This is a genomic window from Limosilactobacillus avium, from assembly GCF_947381485.1.
In the GTDB taxonomy this organism is placed as follows: Bacteria; Bacillota; Bacilli; order Lactobacillales; family Lactobacillaceae; genus Limosilactobacillus; species Limosilactobacillus avium.
Window position 1 is genome coordinate 18,387 of sequence record NZ_CANCWN010000022.1, and the last position, 18,538, is coordinate 36,924.

Here is an 18,538-nt window from a genome sequence, read left to right on the forward strand (position 1 = left end):
TGTGTACTGTGCTGCAGCATTTTCAAACATGTAGAGGAATTTCCCCTTTTACTATCCATGACTACTTTTCATTCACTATATTTACAAAATTACCTAATGCTTTCGTTGTATGATCATAATGATCAAAGATCTGCTGGACATTGCCCACCGTAACGAACATATTCATTACATTCATACCGGTATAGTGGAGTAACTGCTGAGTACGAGTGTTCGCGTTGGTACCGCCCCGAACTCCTGATGAGTTCGTAATCGTAATCACTAAGGATGAGTTAGTAGTAAACATAAGGTTACGACGATGGAACAGATAGAACATCAATTGCATTCTTCAAATCACCAGAAATTGAAAAGTTATATTCCTGAGTGACAAAGAACAACGTATCTATCTTATTCACAACTTCCCGAAAGACTTACTGTTTCTTTTCAAGATCTAGATTGTATAGCGGCAAGATGTCATAGTTTATTTAGAAGAAATCTGCTTTTGAGATTGCCCTATTAAGTAGTTAGCCAATTTCTGACTATACGAATATTTACTCAAACTCCCTACTAATGGACCGATATTAGCATTATCACGTCCCTTTTATTTTTGTTGGACAGTTTTTACTAAATCATGAGCAAATTGATCAAGTTTCTCAATATCTTCTTCATATGGTTCCAAATCAATTTTTACTTTTTCTGCCCCACTGGTAGCACCGGCTTGTTTAAAGGCATCATCAAAATGATCAACAGTAGTATTATAGTATTCACCGTAAAATTTATCACCAGAGCCAGCAACACCATAGATTTTCCCACTCAAATCGGTTTCCTGAAGATCCTCGTAGAAATCTACCCCTTCTTCTGGCAACGCTCCTTCATCATAGGTATATGCACAGACAACCAGAATATCGGCATCTTTAAAATCGTTAACATCTGTCTGGGAAATTTCCATTTCCTTTACCTGAACACCTTGCTTGCGTAAACTATCGCAAACGATATCTGCAATTTCTTCGTTATTTCCTGTCATAGTTGCATAAACAATATTAGCTGTTAACATTAGTTCCACCTCTCACAATTTTCTGTAACCGCTTTTATTCTACTACAAAATTTGAGCTATTTTATAATGCCAAATTAATTTATTGATAAAATAACCACTTTGATTAGCCCTTAAATTATTACCATTTTTCAATCCTTCCCTGGTTTTACAGCCCCTCCTCCTAACCTCTTCGGTATATTCCATATTAATAATTTAATAGTTAAACCGTTAAGAATATCTATATAGCGGTGATGAAAGCGCTTTACTGAATAGTGTAAAATGATATACAATGGATTTATAGTAGTTGTTAATGTCGCTCATTTAGAAACGAGGTAAGATCTATGGCACAGAAAATTTTTGCCTTCAGTATTCGGAAGGATGAAGAACCGTACGTCAAAGAATGGGCAAACGAACACCCGGATATTGACGTGGACTACACCGATAAGCTACTGACCCCGGAGACTGCCGCACTCGCCAAGGGCGCTGACGGGGTCGTTGTTTACCAGCAACTTGACTACACCCCGGATACCCTGCAGGCCCTTGCCGATGAAGGAATCACCAAGATGTCCTTGCGGAACGTCGGGGTCGACAACATCGACATGGCCAAGGCCAAGGAACTCAGCTTTGAAATCACCAACGTGCCCGTCTACTCGCCAAACGCCATTGCTGAGCACGCCGCCATTCAGACGGCCCGGATCCTCCGCCAGACCAAGGTAATGGACGAAAAGATTGCCAAGGGTGACCTACGATGGGCCCCAACCATCGGTCACGAAGTCCGCGACCAGGTCATTGGGGTAGTCGGTACCGGGCACATCGGCCGGGTCTACATGCAGATCATGGAAGGCTACGGGGCCAAGGTCATCGCCTACGACCCATTCGAAAACCCTGAGCTGAAGGCTAAGGGCTACTACGTTGACAACCTAGACGACCTCTACCGGCAGGCAACCGTCATTTCCCTCCATGTTCCCGCAACGAAGGAAAACTACCACATGATCAACGCCGACTCCATCGCCAAGATGAGAGACGGCGTCACCCTGGTCAACTGCTCGCGGGGTGCCCTCGTTGATACCGATGCCGTCATCAAGGCCCTCGACAGTGGCAAGATCTTCGGCTTCGTTATGGACACCTACGAAAACGAAGTCGGCATCTTCAACGCCGATTGGGAGGGTAAGGACTTCCCTGACGCCCGCCTGAACGACCTCATCCACCGGCCAAACGTCCTGGTAACGCCACACACCGCCTTCTACACCACCCATGCGGTTCGTAACATGGTAATCAAGGCCTTTGACAACAACCTCGAGCTGGTTAAGGGCGAGAAGGCTGACACCCCCGTTAAGGTCGGCTAGTCGCACTAGCAGAAAGAAAATTGCATTTAAAATTAAAAAAGGGAGACCGAATCTTTCCAGTCTCCCTTTTTGTACGCTCAATACTTAGGCGTTACTTATCTTCTTTTTTATCTTCTTCCTTCTTGTCTTCATCAACCTTTGGCGTGTATTGGTCGCTGTCGCCTTTTACAGCGTCCTTAGCGTCAACGATGACTAACTTACCATCTTGCATTTCGGCAACCAGGTGCTTGACGTCAAGGTGGTCAAGGTAGTAATCCGTTACCTTATCACGGATTTCCCGTTCGATAACCCGGCGCAGTGGACGAGCACCCATTGCCTTGTCGTAACCTTCGTCAATCAGGTACTTCTTAGCAGTTGGGGTAACCTTAACGTCCATGTCCTTCTTAGCCAAAGTCTTGTTAACGTCAGCCAGCATCAGGTCAACGATCTTTTGGAGGTTGTCCTTAGTCAGGCTGTGGAATTCAACAATGGCGTTGAACCGGTTCAAGAATTCAGGACGGAAGTAGTTAGTCAACTTCTTGATCAAGTCTTCTTCGTCCTCGTCATTGCCCAGCTTTACCGGTGCGTCGTTGGAGTAGCCGGCGTTAGAAGTTGCAATGATGATTGTGTTCTTGAAGTCGATGGTGTTCCCTTGGCCATCAGTCAGCCGACCATCGTCCAATACTTGAAGAAGGAGGGTAATCACTTGTGGGTTAGCCTTTTCAATTTCATCAAGCAGGATGATGGAGTACGGGTGCCGACGAACCTTTTCCGTCAAGGTGTTGGAGTTGTCATCGTAGCCCACGTAACCGGCAGTTGTCCCAATCAGCTTAGAAACGGCTGTCCTGTCAGAGTATTCAGACATGTCCAAACGGATGATGTCGTTCTTGGAACCGAACATGTCGAGGGCCAATTGCTTAGCCAATTCAGTCTTTCCGACACCAGTTGGTCCAACGAAGAGGAAGCTGCCAATTGGTTGGTCCCCTTCATCGAAGCCGGCCCGGTTCCGCCGGATGGCCCGAGCAACTGCTCCCACGGCTTCGTCTTGGCCGATAACCTTGCCTTCAAGCCGCTTGTCCATGTCCTTCAGACGTTCAACATCGCTGGCCCCAATCTTGGATACCGGGATACCAGTCATTTGTTCAACGGCATTAGCAACGTCTTCTGGAGTTGCCGTAACCTTCTCGTCTTCGGAGTTTTGACCCAATTGCTTCTTCAGGTCACTAATCTTGTCCTTAGCAGCCTGGGCAGCCTTGTAGTCTTCCTTAGCAGCGGCGTCCTTTTGCTTCTTTTCTTGGGCCTTGATTTCCTTTTCAATCTGCTTTGCATCGTGGGCTGGGTGTTTTGCAGCCAGGTGAGCAGCAGTCATATCGATCAGGTCAATGGCCTTGTCAGGAAGGGAACGTTGCGGCATGTACTGGACGGAGTAGTCCACTGCTGCTTGGAGAACGTCGTCTGGCAACTTAACGTTGTGGTGACGTTCGTACAGGTCCCGAATACCCTTCAGGATGGCAACCGTGTCGGCCTTGCTTGGGGCGTTAACCGTTACTGGGTTGAACCGCCGTGCCAAAGCAGCGTCCTTCATGATTGTGTTCCGGTATTCATCCTGGGTCGTTGCACCGATCACGGTGATTTCACCCCGCGACAATGCTGGCTTGATGATGTCGGCCATCCCCTTGGACCCACTGTCGGAGCCCGTTGAACCAGCACCGATGATTTGGTGGATTTCATCGAAGAAGAGGATTACGTTGCCGGCCTTCTTAACTTCGTCGATCAGCTTCTGCATGTTCTCTTCGAAGCTGCCCCGGTACTGAGTCCCCGCTTCCAGGCCGGAAATATCAATACTGATGATTTCCTTGTCCTTAATAGCGGCAGGAACGTTACCGTCAACGATTGCTTGGGCCAGGCCTTCAACAACGGCCGTCTTACCAACACCAGCGTCCCCGACAAGAACCGGGTTGTTCTTTGTCCGCCGGCTTAAAATTTCGGCCGTTTCTTGGATTTCCTTGTTCCGGCCGATTACCGGGTCGAGTTCACCCTGCCGTGCTTCTTCGGTTAAGTTCCGACCGAGCTTGTGCAGGATGCTCTCCTTGCCTTCGTTTGGTTGTTGACCTGGGCGCCCACCTTGTTGTGGAGCGGCACCGCCAGGCAACTTACCTGTCTGCCGGTATTGAGCAAATTCTTCAGGCGTTACTTCACGACCGTTGATCATGTAACGCCGGTTTTCAGAGTTGTAACCGTTCATCCCACCCATCAATTGGTTGAAGATGTCGTTCATATCACTGTCAAATGGATTCATTGGATTTTGTGCCATATCGCAGTACCCCCTTGTACTTTTTCTCTTAATTAGTTGTAGTCAGTTTCATTAATTGTCAGTCAAAAAACTAGCGGCTTTCTGACTACAGCGACTCATCATCATCGTGGTATAGATAATGATTCTCTAAATCACGCAGTACTTCCCACATCGCTTTATGTTCGGCTTGCGCTAGTGCATCAAGGTCGCGAAGATTTAGCGACGTAGAACTTGATTGTGGTTTGTTAAATGATTTATGCAAAGTCGTGTAGCCATAGCCGGACCGTTTTGATACTTGGTAGATGGTCAGATTATGCACCTCCAGATATCGCTTAATATCGATCCGCATCGCTCTTCACTTCCTTTACATTTATTATTATATCACATATGTGGTATAACACAAGTGTAATATAGCAAAAAAGTGAAATAATTTTAGTTTTTTTTGCGGACGGGGAAAACGCCCGTGACAGCAAGCATCTCCCGCGGTGGGCCCGAATTAATTTCCGGCTAACCCTTGACAAAGATTAAAAATAAATTAGAATGATTAACAATCAGTTAATTAAGGAGTTCACTAATGATGAAATCACGGATTCAACAATTGAATCGGGCATATTACTTCTGGTTTAGCGTCATGCTATCCGCTAACCAGCAGTGATTTTGTCATTGGCGGTTTCCGGATGGTCTAACATATCCGGAGCCCTCCTCATCATACTCATTCCAATCTGATGAAAAGACCCAGATATGGTTAATCCACTCCGGGTCTTTTTCGTATTTTCAAGGAGGAATTTTATCATGCCAGCAACTAAACCAAGTCTAATGAACCGTCTGAACAACAACTTCGCCCGTCTCAAGCCTGTCGGCATCCGGGAATTCGATGCCAAGGCCAGCCAGGTCCCAGGCATTGTTAAACTAACCCTGGGGGAACCGGACTTCAACGTCCCGGACGCCATGAAGGAAGCCGCCATTAAGAGCATTAACGATAACGACTCCCACTATGCTCCAGGGGTCGGGACCATCGCCCTGCGGAAGGCGATTGCTCACTTCCTGAACGACCGCTACCAGCTCGACTACGATCCGAACGGTGAGATTGCCGTAACCATCGGGGCCACCCAGGGGATCTACGCCGCTTTGGCAACTTTGATTAACCCAGGTGATGAAGTCCTGATTGCCACCCCAACCTTCCCCCTCTACATGGCCATCACCACCATGCTCGGCGGCCAGGTCGTGGAAATCGACACCAGTGCCGACGACTTTGTCCTGACGCCTGACAAGCTCAAAGCCGCCATTGCCGACCACCCAGCTGCCAAGGCTTTAATCTTAAACTACCCATCTAACCCGACCGGCGTCACTTACACGGCCGCCCAAATTGAGGAACTGGCCGGCGCCGTCAAGGACACCGACCTGGTCGTTATCGCCGATGAAATTTACTCCGAGCTAGTCTACGACGGTGGGCACACCTCAATTGCTAAATTCATCCCCGAGCAGACCTTGCTCCTCAACGGGGCATCCAAGTCCCACGCCATGACCGGTTACCGGATCGGCTTCATCGCCGGACCAAAGCAACTGATGGGCCCCGTTAGTGCCCTGAGCGGGATGATGATCACCTCCGCCACCGATTCTGCCATGGCCGCTGCTACCGCCGCATTCGGCACGGAAGCTGGCCACCAGGCGACCCTGACCATGAAGAAGGCATACCAAGAGCGGCGTGACTTCCTGGTTGGCGCCCTCCAGAAGCTGGGCTTTGAACTGGCCACTCCCCGGGGTGCCTTCTACGTCTTCGCCAAGATCCCGGCAGCGTTTGGCACTGACGATGTCGCCTTCGCTACCAAGTTAGCTGAAGAAGGAAAGGTCGCCGTTATTCCGGGCTCCTACTTTGGGGCCGGTGGCCAGGGCTTCCTGCGGCTCAGTTACGCTACTAGTATGGACAACATGAAGACGGCCGTTGACCGGATTGCTGCTTTTCTAAAGGAGGACTAAATAATGACTAAAATTTTAATGACCAGTGTAAGAGACGATGAACAGGCCGCCATTAAGGCCTTTGCCAAGGAACACGATGTTGAGATCACCACGACCCCCAAGCTGATCGACGACGCGGTTGACATGACAGCGGGGATGGATGGCCTGGTTATCCAGCAACGGAGTAAGGTTGACCCCGCGGTCTACCCCAAACTGAAGGCCAACGGGTTGAAGCAGATCGCCACCCGGACCGCCGGCTTTGACATGGTCGACATCCAAAAGGCCCACGAAAACGGCCTGATTGTCACCAACGTCCCGGCATACTCGCCCCGGTCCGTTGCCGAACACGCCCTCATGCAAATCTTCCGCCTGCTCCGTAAGTCCTACCGCTTCGACAGCCAGGTCGCCCAAAACGACTTCCGCTGGTTCAGTGACGAGCAGGCCTTAGAAATCCACACCGCCACCATCGGCATCATCGGGGTGGGCCGGATTGGTGGTACCCTGGCCAAGCTCCTCAACGCCCTGGGCGCCCACGTCCTCGGCTTTGATGTTAAGCCCAGAGAAGAGATGAAGGGCATCGTCGACTACGTTTCTAAGGAAGACCTCCTCAAGCAAAGTGACGTCATCAGCCTCCACGTGGACCTCAACCCAACCTCCACGGGCCTGATCACTGGTAAGGACCTGGCACTGATGAAGCCGACTGCCGGCCTGGTCAACGCCAGTCGGGGTCCTGTCGTGGTCACGGCGGACTTAGTTGACGCCCTGAAGAAGAAGGAAATCGCGGCCGCCGCCTTAGACACCTTCGAAGGGGAACAAAAGGTCGTCATGACTGACCGCCGGGAGAAGGGCCTTGACGACGTGCCGTTGATCAAGGAGCTTCACGAGATGGACAACGTCATCCTGACGCCCCACATCGCCTTCTTCACCAACCTGGCCGTCAAGAACATGGTCGACTTCTCACTGGAGGACGTCCTCACCGTCCTCGCTGGTAAGAAGTCCCCACACGAAGTTCAACCGGAGAAGTAACAATGGACTGGTATGACAAGGATTTTGACGAACTAACCGTTCACGAACTGTTTAAGATTTATAAGCTCCGGGCCCTGGTCTTCAATACCGAACAGGACAGCGCCTACTACGACCCCGACGACGATGACCCGCAAGCCCGCCATGTTTTCTGCATGGCCGGCCAGGAATTAGTTGCTTATGCGCGCTACTTCACCACGGGCGACCACGTTACCTTCGGCCGGGTCGTGATTGCTAAGGACCACCGGGGGCAGGGGCTGGGAACGCCACTGATGGACCACATTCTCGCCGGTATCAAGCGGCACTTTCCTGATAAGGAGGTCATCATCCACGCCCAGGTACAGGTCGAAGGATACTACCGGAAGTTTGGCTTCACGAGCTATGGTGACCAGTTCATCGAGGCCGACCGCAAGCACGTTCACATGAAGCATCCCGGACTTTAGGGGTCAGGATATCAGCTTAAAATAGGAAAATCCGCACCACAAATTTTGAATCGTGGTGCGGATTTTTTCCTTTTGCTACATGTGAAAAAACGGTGAGCGCAAGTCAGCATCCTCTTTTCATCTTCTATATCACAGACACATCAATTAACCATCATTACATTTTATAATCATGTTATAATATAGATACAGAAAAAGCAGGCCCGTTAAAAAGACGGTGACCTGGTTACTTTAGATCAATAGAAAATCGTCCGCGAACCGGCCAAAGTTCTATGCGGACGGTCTTTTATTTTCAACAGAATGTGAAAACAAAAGTCAGCAATGCAACTACGAAGATCGGGAAATAACTTTGATTTTCTAGTCCAAGATAGGAAAATCCGCACCACGAATTTTAGAAATCGTGGTACGGATTTTTGGGTGTGAGGAGCTTCTTCTCCAGTTCCTTTATTCTTCCATCTTCGCCCGGACCGCATCGACAACCGACTGCAGGCCAATCTGGGCCATTTCCTGTTCCGCGGCAATCTGTACCTGTCCATACGCCTCGCTAAGGACCGCCGGCATGCTGCGGCCCAGGGGCTGGTTGTGGTTGACTTCCTGGTCAACGTTTAAGAAGTGCTGATGGTCCTCCACCGCCTGGTAGACATCGAGGAGACTGACTTGGTTCGCCGGCCGCGTCAGGCTGATTGCAATCTCGTTCCCCTTGCCCTTGCGGTTTAAGATCCCCGCCTTGACCATCCGGGCGATCAAGCGCCGAATCAAACTGGGATTTGAATTGACACTATCAGCAATTGTTGAGCTGCTAGCACTCCCTAAAATTTCTATGTATACCAAGATGTGTACGGCGTCGCTCAGCCGGTGCGAATATTTCATCTTTATCTCCCCATTTATATTCGTTTAATACCTAAATTATAGGCTATTAATGCGGATGGTCAAAGAAGCATTTTAATTGCACCCGAATTTTTTGTCCGGTAAACTTAAGGCAAATTGATAATCAGGAGGTTTTAATATGAGTACCTACAAAGTTAGAGCAACAAAGACCACCACGGGAATGCAGGTTGCGGCCGGGGCCCGCGGCTTTGAAATTACCTTTGACGAGCCGAACAGTACCAACACGGGGATGAACCCGGTGGAGATCCTCCTCGCCTCATTTGGGGCCTGCCAATCCATCACCGCCACCGAACTCGCCCGGAAGCGACACTTTGACTTACGGGCCTTCTGGGTCGACGTCGAAGGGGACCTCGGCAGAGAAGAGGTCGACGGCCAAAAGCTCTACAAGTTCACCGAGATTCGCTACGAGCCCCACTTGCGCAGCGACGAATCGGACGAAGATATTAAACAGTTCCTGGCAGACGTGGCCAAGAGCTGCCCGGTGGAGAACACCCTGATGCACGGGGCTAAGTTCAAGCAAACCGGCTTTGTTAAGGAATAACAAACTACGGAGCACGGGAAATTTTCCCCTACTCCGCTTTTTTTATCACAATATTATTGTAACTATAATACTATATAACATATAATATTAGATGAACGATAGCAAAGGAGGGTCACCATGAAAATAACCATTACTGCCGACCTCCTTGATGGGATGGTCCTCGCGATTCTTGAGCGTCAAGACTATTACGGGTACGCCCTCACCCAGGAGATGCAAAAGGCAATCTCAATTTCCGAATCCACGATGTACCCAGTCCTGCGGCGGCTCAACCAGGGTGGCTATTTGACCACCTACCAGCAGAGCTATCAGGGCCGCAACCGGCGCTACTACCGCATTACCCGCAAGGGCGAGCAGCACTTGAGCCGGGTCCGCAAGCTATGGAACGACTATAAGGAAAGCCTCGACCGGGTGTTTAACGCTAGCGATAAGGGGGAAGAACAATGAACGCACGCGAACAATACATCGAACAGTTAAAAAAATACCTGAAGGGCCTGTCACAGGCGGACCGGGACGACGCCATCGACTTCTACAGCGAGTATATCGATGATGCCGGGTTAACCACTGTTAAGGAAATCGTCGACAAGCTGGGCACGCCCGAGCAGCTGAGTACGGACATCATCGCCAAGACGACCGGCAGCCAGCCGAACGGCCCGGCCAGTCGACCAGTGAATTACGTAAACGACCGGCGGACCCGGACCATCCTCTACATCTGCCTCGCGGTGGTCCTCATTATCTTCTTGGGGCCACTTGCCCTGGGCCTTTTGCTCGGCTTCTTCGGCCTGATCATCGGCGGGCTGGCCTCCATCTTTGGCCTGGGCATTTGGGCCTTCGCGCTGGCCGGATCACTGTTTGCCACCGACGTGTGGGGAGCAATCTTCTACTGCGGGGGCGGGATTGCCCTCCTCGGCCTGCTGATTATCTTCGTGGCCATTGTGGTCTGGGCCATCAAGTGGCTTTACCGGGGCTGTAAAAATTTCGTCAGGTACCTCAGGAACAAGTCTAAGGAGGGCGCATAATGAAAAAAGCACTTAGCATCGGGGGCATCCTCGTCATCATCGGGGCCATCATGGTGGCCGTGGGCTTCTTTAGCCATCCCCAGCCTTTCCACCCCTTCGACGAGGAGACCTTCAACCACGTCAATAAGCAGACACTGACTAAGCAACACTTCGACCGGGTCAAGGTCACGGCGGCCTCCGCGGATGTAAAGGTCCGGCAGGGTGACCACTACGGCGCATACTACTACGGCAAGAAGCACGCGGCTTTGAAGACGACGGTCAAGGACGGCCAGCTTACCGTTAGCCAAACCACTGCCGTTAAGACGAAGCACTTTAGCGTCTCCTGGAGTGACGATAGCAACGACCAAATCGTTATCACGGTGCCAAAGAACAAGCAGGTCCGGGACTTGACTATCAAGGGTAATGACGATGTTACCCTAAAGGACACCCGTTTTGCTCGGGTTCACGTCAAGACGCACGGCGGTGACGGCAACGTCAACAACAGTAAGATTAAGGGTGGCACGATTGACTCCGCATCCGGCGACATTCGATCCGCCAATAGTCGGTTAACGGCCACCAAGCTTAATTCCGCCAGTGGCGACACTGACCTCTACAAGGTAACCGTTAACGGTGGGCAGGCCGACCTATCTTCGGGTGACTTCACAGCCCGCAAGCTGACGGTCAATGGCCACTACCTCGTCAATAACCAAGATGGGGATAACGAGGCCCACGCCCTGAACGATCCGGGGGTAATTCTGACTAGCGACGACGGCAACGTCAGTCTGGGCCACCAGGAAAAGGACGATGGTGGAACCCTCGAACGCAACACCGATAATCCTAACCTCATCAGGATGATAACCCAAGACGGGGACAATTCATTTGATTAAACGCAAAAACACGGCTGAGAAAATTCAAATTTTCTCAACCGTGTTTTTTTCACTGCTTAAAATACATCCTCAGCATCTTGGTCAGGGGCTTGTACAGGATAAAGTAGAAGCCCACGTTCCCGGCCGCGTGGTAGAAATCGAACAGCAAACCGTTCAGCCAGTAAACGATGAAGGCCGCGAAGCCTCCGTAGATTGACATCCCGATACTGACGAAAAAGCCGTACTCAAAACCGAGGAAGGCGGCCAGGATAACCTGGAGGGTCAGGTGCTTGCGGATTGGCAAGACCTTGGCCAGGCCCGCCACCGTCAGCACACAGACCGCGTAGGCAATAATCTGGGGAACGGTCCAGATTCCAAAGCCCAGCACCAGGTTAGAAACAACCATGATCATCATGGCCAGCGAAATGCCGAACCCAATCCCCAATATCAGGGTGACAATCATAATCATGTCCGTAACCGGCTGGACGTTGGGAATCGGGATTCGAATAATCCGGAAAACAACGCCAATCGCCGTGAGCATTGACATTAATGTCATCCTTTTGATGCGGTCATGCTCAGTTGTCATCGTTGCTCCCCTCCCCTTTAGTTGTCTTAATTGCTCATCTTACTGAGGTTGAAGACAACGTGGTCATTGTTTTTAACGTGCTGTTGCATTACCGACTTGTTGCTGGACTTGCCGTTGATCGTGTAGGTCCAGTAGATTTGCTTCTTATTGTTTTGGCTGTGACCATCGATTGAAGATACCATGTCCTTGTCGGCAATCTTGACCTTCCAGCCCTTCTTGAGGCCGTTCAGGACGGTGGCGTTATCCTTAACCGTGACCTTCTTGTTAGCGAACTGCTTGTTGTTCTTCTTTAAGGTGTAGGTAACCTTGATATTGTTGCTGGCCTGGGCCGGCGTGTTGTTACCCTTAATCCCATTCAAGAACAGAAAAGCTAAGAAAACCGTTACTAATCCTGCAATCCACTTCATCATTTTCATTGTCCAACACTCCTCATTTCTGTGTTACCTTTATGATACCGGTAGGTGTAAGCGTTTGCCAGCAAATGGGGGTGAGTGGAAATTTATTACCAGAAATAGGCAAGAATTTCACATTAATGCCGGAGAAGACTAAGGCGGGACCCAACATGCGTTATACTAGAATGAAAACACGAGTTTGGATGGTGACAAAATGACGAAATCAGCCCGGAACAAGACAATTGATTTTGACCTTGCACACGCACCCGCGGGCGTTCTTACCCAAATTAAAACAGCGGCAGATGATCTCACAACCATGAAAAAGGTGGTAGACCAGAGCATCAATGGTGATTCGTTTTCCATCCTCCCCCAGTTACCGGATAAGGTGGCCGACCTGGCCCTGGTGGACCCGCCCTACAACCTCAACAAGCAGTATGACGGGCTTCACTTTAAACGCCTGGCGGATAATGACTACCAGACCTACACCCAGCGCTGGATTGACGCCTTGAAGCCGAAACTAAAGCCGGACGCCAGCCTTTACGTCTTCGCGGACTGGCAGACCAGCATCGCCCTGGCGCCGGTTCTGGGCAAGAACTTCATCATCAAGAACCGGATTACCTGGCAACGGGAAAAGGGACGGGGCGCCAAGACCAACTGGAAGAACGGGATGGAAGACATCTGGTTTCTGACCATGAACAACAAAGACTACACCTTCAATGTCAACCAGGTAAAGCAACGGCGACAGGTGGTCGCCCCTTACCGAGAAAACGGTCAGGCAAAAGACTGGCAAGAAACTGCGGTGGGGCGCTTTCGGGACACCATGCCGTCTAACTTCTGGGATGATATTTCGATTCCGTATTGGTCGATGCCGGAAAACACCGGTCACCCTACCCAGAAGCCGGAGAAGCTGTTAGCAAAGACGATTCTCGCCAGTTCTAACCCCGGAGATGTGGTCCTCGACCCGTTTGCCGGGGCCGGGTCAAGTTTAGTTACGGCTAAAAAGCTGGGGCGTCACTTTATCGGAATTGAGCAGAGCAAACTCTACACAGCCTGGGGAATTTACCGCCTGATGAAGGCCAATGATGACCGCAGCATCCAGGGCTATACGGACGGTGTCTTTTGGGGCCGCAATACCGGTGCTCTGCAACGCGCTAGTAAAAAGGAAATGAATAACTAGCTTGCTAGTTATTTTTGTCATAATATCTGTAGACTCTCACAATTTGTGTAATATTCGAAAATCGAAAAAAGTAGTTTTATTTTTTGCCCTTGATTTGATTTAAATTTAAAACATATTCCATTTCTATTAGTATTTCTTAGCAAAGTACTAAATGAAGAATTGAATGCAGGCGCTTGGGGCATTAATAAGCTAATTATCATACTAAAATAAGCTTTATTTAAGAAGCCATATCAAACTGGTAAAAAATATAACATACACGACATAATAAAAGAAGGCGTTTTAATGAGACGTGAAGATAAAAAAGGCGAAAAGATTATTGGCGATTTTCTACAAAGACATTATTATCAAGGCCTTATTAATTTAGAAAATCCACAAAAGCCTTCATATATTAAGAGAATAGACCGAATCACTGATAAAAAACAACAAACTAACGGAATAGATGTCCAGATTCACTTAGGGTATAAATCTAACCCTGTACTATCAAAAGAAGTAAATATCGATGAAAAGACAGCTCTATATTATCCGAAGGGAAATATGAATAAACTAAGTGGAATAAATACATTTGCCTTTGAGCTAAAGTCAGAAATAAGCTATAAGGGTCGAGGAACTGATATTGGCTGGCTTTTTTCTAATAACTGCACTAACTACTATTTATTAAATTGGGTAACTATTTTTATTGGTAAGCCTAATAATATGTTCAACAAAAGGCATTTGAATTGGTGGAATAATAACTCGATTGAGAATGGGAAAATAAAGATTCAAGAGATAGAATCATACTTGATTTCTAAGAAAAAGCTGATTTCTTTCATTACAAAAATCATGAACAGTAATCCGAAAACTGCTCGGCTATATTCAAAGCCAAAGGAACTTAATGACTTTATGAAGAAGAACCATAAAAATAATTACAACGACTTTGTATACTCAATTAATGAAGAAACGCGTTTAATGCTTAACAATAATCTTCCCGAAAAACCGGTAAACATTATTATTAATAAAAGTCAGCTTGGCCAATTGGCAGTTTTAAAAACTATATCAACTATCGATTCTCTTACTCCAAGGAGAATATATTAATGAAACATCCAAGAAGCTATAATACGGACGCAGCTACTAGGAAGAGGATGTCTAATGTTCATTTAAAATATGGTAAAGATGAAAACCTACTCGCCCTTAGTTTATGGCATGACGGCATTAGATATCGAAGAAATTATAAGAAACTCCCTGGATCACCTGATATTGCTATCACTAAATATAAAATTGCTGTTTTTGTAGACGGAGAATTTTGGCATGGCTATGATTGGGAATACAAAAAAAAGCGGCTTAAAAGAAACCGCAATTACTGGGTGCAAAAAATCGAGGAAAACATCCGACGTGACAAGCGAAATGACATACTTTTAAGAAAAAAGGGGTGGCAGCCAATTCATTTTTGGGCAAAAACTGTTCTTAAGAATACCGATTACTGTGTTGCCAAAATTGAATATTTTATAAGAAGCAAGGAAGAGAATGATTGATTTATCTACCCCTTGTCCCAACACCAATTTAATTAAGAGTCTTTAGTTAAATCGACCATATTAATTAAGTGTAAAAATTTTCATTTCTATCGTCATAATCTAAAATAATCCTAATACCACTCCTAAAAGGATAAAAAAGGCAATAATTGCAACCATTGACCCAAAACATAAGTGAATAATAATAAGTATAATTGCAAAACCAACTATTCCTGAAAAGCACCCACTTTCCTCAAAAATATGATTACCACTAATGTACCAGCCACCCCAGCCAAAAATAGATCCACCTACTAATCTGAGTATAAGTAAAAGTATTAAAAATCCCATACAATTCTCCTTAAAATGCTGCGTTTTCCATAAGATTATCAGAATATTCACTTGGTAAGTCTTGGAATATCTTAATTAAACATGGCCATGATGCACAAACATTTGGTGTTTGATAAGATTGATTAATATCATACCTTTTATTGGTATAATTTGGATGCTGACGATAGTCATAGCGACTATCAAGAGTTAAATAACCATTAACATCAATAAGGAATTTATTTTCATTCATTAATCGTATATCTTGAATTGATTGATTGAAGCGCTCTGCTGCAAGTTTAGCCATAGATAAATCGGTAGTTCCTGTTAGTAAATATGTGCCACAATTACCAATTATGCTGGGAGTATTTTCATTGAACATAGTTCTAAGTTGAGATTCATCTTGAACCATCATACACAATGAAATATTACGGCTACGTGCAGTCGCCAAGTAATCGTCAAAGTGGGGAATTTCAATATTTTTAAAATCGTCAAGGAAAAAGCGAATTTTAACAGGTAATCTATTATTCTTGCACTTAAACGCTTGGTGATAGAGAAATGTAAAAAGCTGACGATACAAAACATTAGAAAGGAAATTCTTTGATGGGTCGGCAACATCATAAAGTATAAATAAAGCTGTTCGTTTGTGAAGTAATTGAGTGAAATCAATTTGGTTAGTATTAAGTAGATTTTCTACATTACTTAACATGTAAGGATTCAACGCAGCTCCAAGGATTCCGGTAACACCTGCCCAAGTTCTTTCAGCCTGTTTGATTCCGGCAATACTATTCCATACTCGTAAAGCTTGCGAATGAGGATTATGTTGTTGAACCCAGTCAAAAATTCTTTCACCAAGACTAACAGGGATTTCATAATCATCTTCATCCTTAAGATGAGCAAATTTATAGATACTCTTACCTTCATAACCAAGTGAAAGTAAGACATCATTAACGTCATCATCTGGTCTATCTAAACATTCAAACAAGCGAGTAACAGTTCCCATTGTTTGTTCAGAATCAGGAAGGAACTCCTTAACAAACAGTATTAAAGATTCAAGCAAACTAGCAGGACTGTTTATCCAGAAAGGATCATCATGCTTTGAACGACTCTCATTTCCACTTACATCAGTAGAAATAACTTGTTGAGCAAAGGACAGTATGTCTAATTGGTTGTTCATATATACAAGCGGGTTATAGGTCATCGAATGCTTGAGATCAATAAGATTCAATACCTGGATTTTATAACCTTGTGCTTTTAAACTAGCTCCAGTATGAGCAAGAATATCTCCCTTAGCATCAGAAATAACGTAATTCATATTCCCCTGAAGGACATTCGGTTCGACAAATGAGTAGGTTTTCCCCGTACCACTTGAACCAACCACTAATGTATTGGTATTTTGGGTCTTTTGAAAGTCGATTGGCAAAAAGGTATTGCTTCCTAGAATAGTTGTAGACTGTTTATATTCTTGTTGCCATGGTTCTTGATAGTGATTCGATTGTTGACTTTTACGAAAACCAATTAATGTACTCACTTTATTAAGTCATCCTTTCAATCTATACCTTTTCGTTACAGGTTAAATAAAGATGCTAAGTTATCATCCCTCTTTAATAACTAATATAGAAAAAAGCAGAACAAAACAAAAAGCCGTATTATAAATAATTCATTTTAAAGGTAACTCAAAAACAGTTGTTATTCTAACAATAACAACACAACCAGTTATTGAGAACCTTTACAAACAAAGCCTATTAAAAGGCATACATCGTAGAGTCAAATGAAACTACGTAAAATATAAAATGAAATACTTATAATACGGTTCTTTTATAATTGTTCTGCTAAATACGGTCTTGCAGGCTTAATTAAACCTACAACTTTAATTTTACTCCTATTTTTCCTTATTACAATAGAAATTATTAATAAAGTAGGCAAATTTTAATTTCCTGATTTTAGCCTTCATGTATAAAGTGTTATATTTCTATATATAGACATAAGTGCTAACGTAATGTAGAATTATCTCTAAAAACTAATAGAAAGAAAAAGTTAATTATGAAATTATGGACCATTCAAAGACAAGAAGTATTGAAAACTATAGCCAATCAAGGTATTTATTATCCAAACTTCAATGAATCACAATATGTAAAAGCAGAACCTGAAATCAAGAAGTTATTCGATACGTCTTTAACTGGTTTTCTAAATAAAAATTTATCAGCAATGTTTGACTTTGACGGCTGTCCGTATGAAGGATTAGTTTTTTGCTTTGGAGCTATTTTAGATGGAAAGCCAAGCATGATTCCTGATAAGGATACTTTCTTTAATTTAATCAATGAGCGTATCTCTTCTATTGAATCATTATGGAATTATATTACGAGAGATATTTCTGATAATGAACCTTATCTATTAGAGCTTGATTATGAAGATGGGCTTTTCAATCCAGTTCCTATTGATATAAATGATTATCAAGCCCTATTACCTCCTGTCTTTCCGATGGGGCCATACACCGCGGAAAGATTGAATAAAATTGAACAAAATTTAGTTAATGGTACTTATGAACCATCAGTCTTGCCTAGCGGTATCGCTCAATTTCATGCACCTTATATTTCAATAGAAAATGTTACAAACGTATATAAATTAATAAATAATTAAAAATATGATGATTGAACAATTAAATAGTCTAGATTTAATTTAAGGTAACAAAATTACTACAAACTAAATCTAGACTATTTTTTCTTTAATTTTTATCTCTAATTAGCTTCATCAAAATTGCAAAAAAGCAATATAATGCCTTTTAGCTATTTAGTAATTAAGCTTTTTACCGCCTGCCGAATATACGAATTATTAAGCCAAAAACTACTTGTAGTCATATACTCAACTTTTAATGGGTACTTATTAGTGACCCTTGCTTCATTCCAATTTGTCCATCTAGCTTGAACAGGAAGTTTATTAGAAGAGCTATTATTAATATAACTAGATTTTTTTGCATGCGGTCGTACATGAATAATAGCGTTATCACTCAATGATGTTAAATTATTGCTTACAGATTGACGATTAGCATGATATGTTAATTTGACACCTTCTTTGAGCTTTCTTACCGTATCTTCCCATACGTGCTTGATAGGCCCCTCGATATCCCTTTCAGGGACTTGAAAGAATTTTACACCTTTAAAAATGGCAGATTGCAAGAAATAACTTGAACGAATTTAATGACGTAGATTAAGCAGGAAGATCTCGATTGGTGTATGCCA

21 protein-coding genes are annotated in these 18,538 nt (G+C 45.4%); 12 read left to right on the forward strand and 9 right to left on the reverse strand.

What is annotated here, in order from left to right; all coding sequences use genetic code 11:
• Window positions 1-287: 287 nt before the first annotated feature.
• Together QOS01_RS10820 and QOS01_RS07540 are read right to left on the reverse strand one after the other, a co-directional pair.
• On the reverse strand, window positions 288-392 hold the full coding sequence (locus QOS01_RS10820) for an NADPH-dependent FMN reductase (RefSeq protein ID WP_408612482.1): 105 nt from the start codon (window positions 390-392) through the stop codon (window positions 288-290).
• Between the two features lie 185 nt (window positions 393-577).
• Window positions 578-1,030: a flavodoxin gene (locus QOS01_RS07540; protein ID WP_283621803.1), complete on the reverse strand. Its 453-nt coding sequence runs from the start codon at window positions 1,028-1,030 to the stop codon at window positions 578-580.
• A 320-nt stretch (window positions 1,031-1,350) separates the two neighbouring features.
• Between QOS01_RS07540 and QOS01_RS07545 the strand changes: the two genes are divergently transcribed.
• Window positions 1,351-2,355 carry a D-2-hydroxyacid dehydrogenase gene (locus tag QOS01_RS07545; RefSeq protein ID WP_283621804.1) on the forward strand — a complete coding sequence of 335 codons (1,005 nt, stop codon included), beginning with the start codon at window positions 1,351-1,353 and terminating at the stop codon, window positions 2,353-2,355.
• 91 nt (window positions 2,356-2,446) lie between these two features.
• On the opposite strand, the gene QOS01_RS07550 is transcribed toward QOS01_RS07545, so the two are convergent.
• On the reverse strand, window positions 2,447-4,648 hold the full coding sequence (locus QOS01_RS07550; RefSeq protein WP_283621805.1) for an ATP-dependent Clp protease ATP-binding subunit: 2,202 nt from the start codon (window positions 4,646-4,648) through the stop codon (window positions 2,447-2,449).
• Between the two features lie 85 nt (window positions 4,649-4,733).
• Window positions 4,734-4,976 carry a transcriptional regulator gene (locus QOS01_RS07555; protein WP_283621806.1) on the reverse strand — a complete coding sequence of 81 codons (243 nt, stop codon included), beginning with the start codon at window positions 4,974-4,976 and terminating at the stop codon, window positions 4,734-4,736.
• 443 nt (window positions 4,977-5,419) lie between these two features.
• Here QOS01_RS07555 and QOS01_RS07560 point away from each other — a divergent pair, with 443 nt between their 5' ends.
• Genes QOS01_RS07560 through QOS01_RS07570 form a run of 3 tightly spaced genes read left to right on the forward strand, consistent with a single transcriptional unit; the run spans window position 5,420 to window position 8,049 of the window.
• Window positions 5,420-6,604 carry an aminotransferase class I/II-fold pyridoxal phosphate-dependent enzyme gene (locus QOS01_RS07560; RefSeq protein ID WP_283621807.1) on the forward strand — a complete coding sequence of 395 codons (1,185 nt, stop codon included), beginning with the start codon at window positions 5,420-5,422 and terminating at the stop codon, window positions 6,602-6,604.
• A 3-nt stretch (window positions 6,605-6,607) separates the two neighbouring features.
• Window positions 6,608-7,609 carry a D-2-hydroxyacid dehydrogenase gene (locus QOS01_RS07565; RefSeq protein WP_222258362.1) on the forward strand — a complete coding sequence of 334 codons (1,002 nt, stop codon included), beginning with the start codon at window positions 6,608-6,610 and terminating at the stop codon, window positions 7,607-7,609.
• 2 nt (window positions 7,610-7,611) lie between these two features.
• A complete protein-coding gene (locus QOS01_RS07570; RefSeq protein ID WP_283621808.1) occupies window positions 7,612-8,049 on the forward strand; it encodes a GNAT family N-acetyltransferase in 438 nt (145 codons plus the stop codon).
• Window positions 8,050-8,490: 441 nt separating this feature from the next.
• On the opposite strand, the gene QOS01_RS07575 is transcribed toward QOS01_RS07570, so the two are convergent.
• On the reverse strand, window positions 8,491-8,916 hold the full coding sequence (locus QOS01_RS07575; protein WP_283621809.1) for an Rrf2 family transcriptional regulator: 426 nt from the start codon (window positions 8,914-8,916) through the stop codon (window positions 8,491-8,493).
• 136 nt (window positions 8,917-9,052) lie between these two features.
• On the opposite strand from QOS01_RS07575, the gene QOS01_RS07580 reads away from it, so the two are divergent.
• The 4 genes from QOS01_RS07580 (at window position 9,053) to QOS01_RS07595 (ending at window position 11,357) form a co-directional block, all read left to right on the forward strand.
• Window positions 9,053-9,475, forward strand: coding sequence for an OsmC family protein (locus tag QOS01_RS07580; protein ID WP_222258359.1), 423 nt, complete (start codon window positions 9,053-9,055; stop codon window positions 9,473-9,475).
• 117 nt (window positions 9,476-9,592) lie between these two features.
• Entirely contained in the window at window positions 9,593-9,919 is a 327-nt protein-coding gene (locus tag QOS01_RS07585) for a PadR family transcriptional regulator (RefSeq protein ID WP_047766877.1), read from the forward strand.
• Window positions 9,916-10,491 (forward strand): DUF1700 domain-containing protein, encoded by a 576-nt coding sequence (locus QOS01_RS07590; protein WP_283621810.1) that lies wholly within the window; start codon window positions 9,916-9,918, stop codon window positions 10,489-10,491. Before QOS01_RS07585 ends, QOS01_RS07590 begins: the two co-directional genes overlap by 4 nt.
• Window positions 10,491-11,357 carry a DUF4097 family beta strand repeat-containing protein gene (locus tag QOS01_RS07595; protein WP_283621811.1) on the forward strand — a complete coding sequence of 289 codons (867 nt, stop codon included), beginning with the start codon at window positions 10,491-10,493 and terminating at the stop codon, window positions 11,355-11,357. Before QOS01_RS07590 ends, QOS01_RS07595 begins: the two co-directional genes overlap by 1 nt.
• Window positions 11,358-11,406: 49 nt before the next feature.
• Here QOS01_RS07595 and QOS01_RS07600 read toward each other — a convergent pair whose 3' ends face one another.
• A complete protein-coding gene (locus QOS01_RS07600; RefSeq protein WP_283621812.1) occupies window positions 11,407-11,922 on the reverse strand; it encodes an ECF transporter S component in 516 nt (171 codons plus the stop codon).
• 26 nt (window positions 11,923-11,948) lie between these two features.
• The gene (locus tag QOS01_RS07605) at window positions 11,949-12,338 is read right to left on the reverse strand and encodes a DUF4430 domain-containing protein (protein WP_283621813.1); all 390 of its coding nucleotides are present in this window, start codon (window positions 12,336-12,338) and stop codon (window positions 11,949-11,951) included.
• Window positions 12,339-12,528: 190 nt separating this feature from the next.
• Between QOS01_RS07605 and QOS01_RS07610 the strand changes: the two genes are divergently transcribed.
• From QOS01_RS07610 to QOS01_RS07620, 3 genes are all read left to right on the forward strand, one after another.
• Window positions 12,529-13,491 (forward strand): DNA-methyltransferase, encoded by a 963-nt coding sequence (locus tag QOS01_RS07610; RefSeq protein ID WP_283621814.1) that lies wholly within the window; start codon window positions 12,529-12,531, stop codon window positions 13,489-13,491.
• Window positions 13,492-13,773: 282 nt separating this feature from the next.
• The gene (locus QOS01_RS07615) at window positions 13,774-14,562 is read left to right on the forward strand and encodes a hypothetical protein (protein WP_283621815.1); all 789 of its coding nucleotides are present in this window, start codon (window positions 13,774-13,776) and stop codon (window positions 14,560-14,562) included.
• On the forward strand, window positions 14,562-14,999 hold the full coding sequence (locus QOS01_RS07620; protein ID WP_283621816.1) for a very short patch repair endonuclease: 438 nt from the start codon (window positions 14,562-14,564) through the stop codon (window positions 14,997-14,999). The genes QOS01_RS07615 and QOS01_RS07620 overlap by 1 nt, the downstream gene beginning before the upstream one ends.
• A 99-nt stretch (window positions 15,000-15,098) precedes the next feature.
• On the opposite strand, the gene QOS01_RS07625 is transcribed toward QOS01_RS07620, so the two are convergent.
• Window positions 15,099-15,323, reverse strand: a complete 225-nt coding sequence (locus QOS01_RS07625) for a hypothetical protein (RefSeq protein WP_283621817.1) — start codon at window positions 15,321-15,323, stop codon at window positions 15,099-15,101.
• 10 nt (window positions 15,324-15,333) lie between these two features.
• Window positions 15,334-16,830 carry a VirD4-like conjugal transfer protein, CD1115 family gene (locus tag QOS01_RS07630; RefSeq protein WP_283621818.1) on the reverse strand — a complete coding sequence of 499 codons (1,497 nt, stop codon included), beginning with the start codon at window positions 16,828-16,830 and terminating at the stop codon, window positions 15,334-15,336.
• Between the two features lie 512 nt (window positions 16,831-17,342).
• Here QOS01_RS07630 and QOS01_RS07635 point away from each other — a divergent pair.
• On the forward strand, window positions 17,343-17,939 hold the full coding sequence (locus QOS01_RS07635; protein ID WP_283621819.1) for a hypothetical protein: 597 nt from the start codon (window positions 17,343-17,345) through the stop codon (window positions 17,937-17,939).
• Window positions 17,940-18,538: the final 599 nt, after the last annotated feature.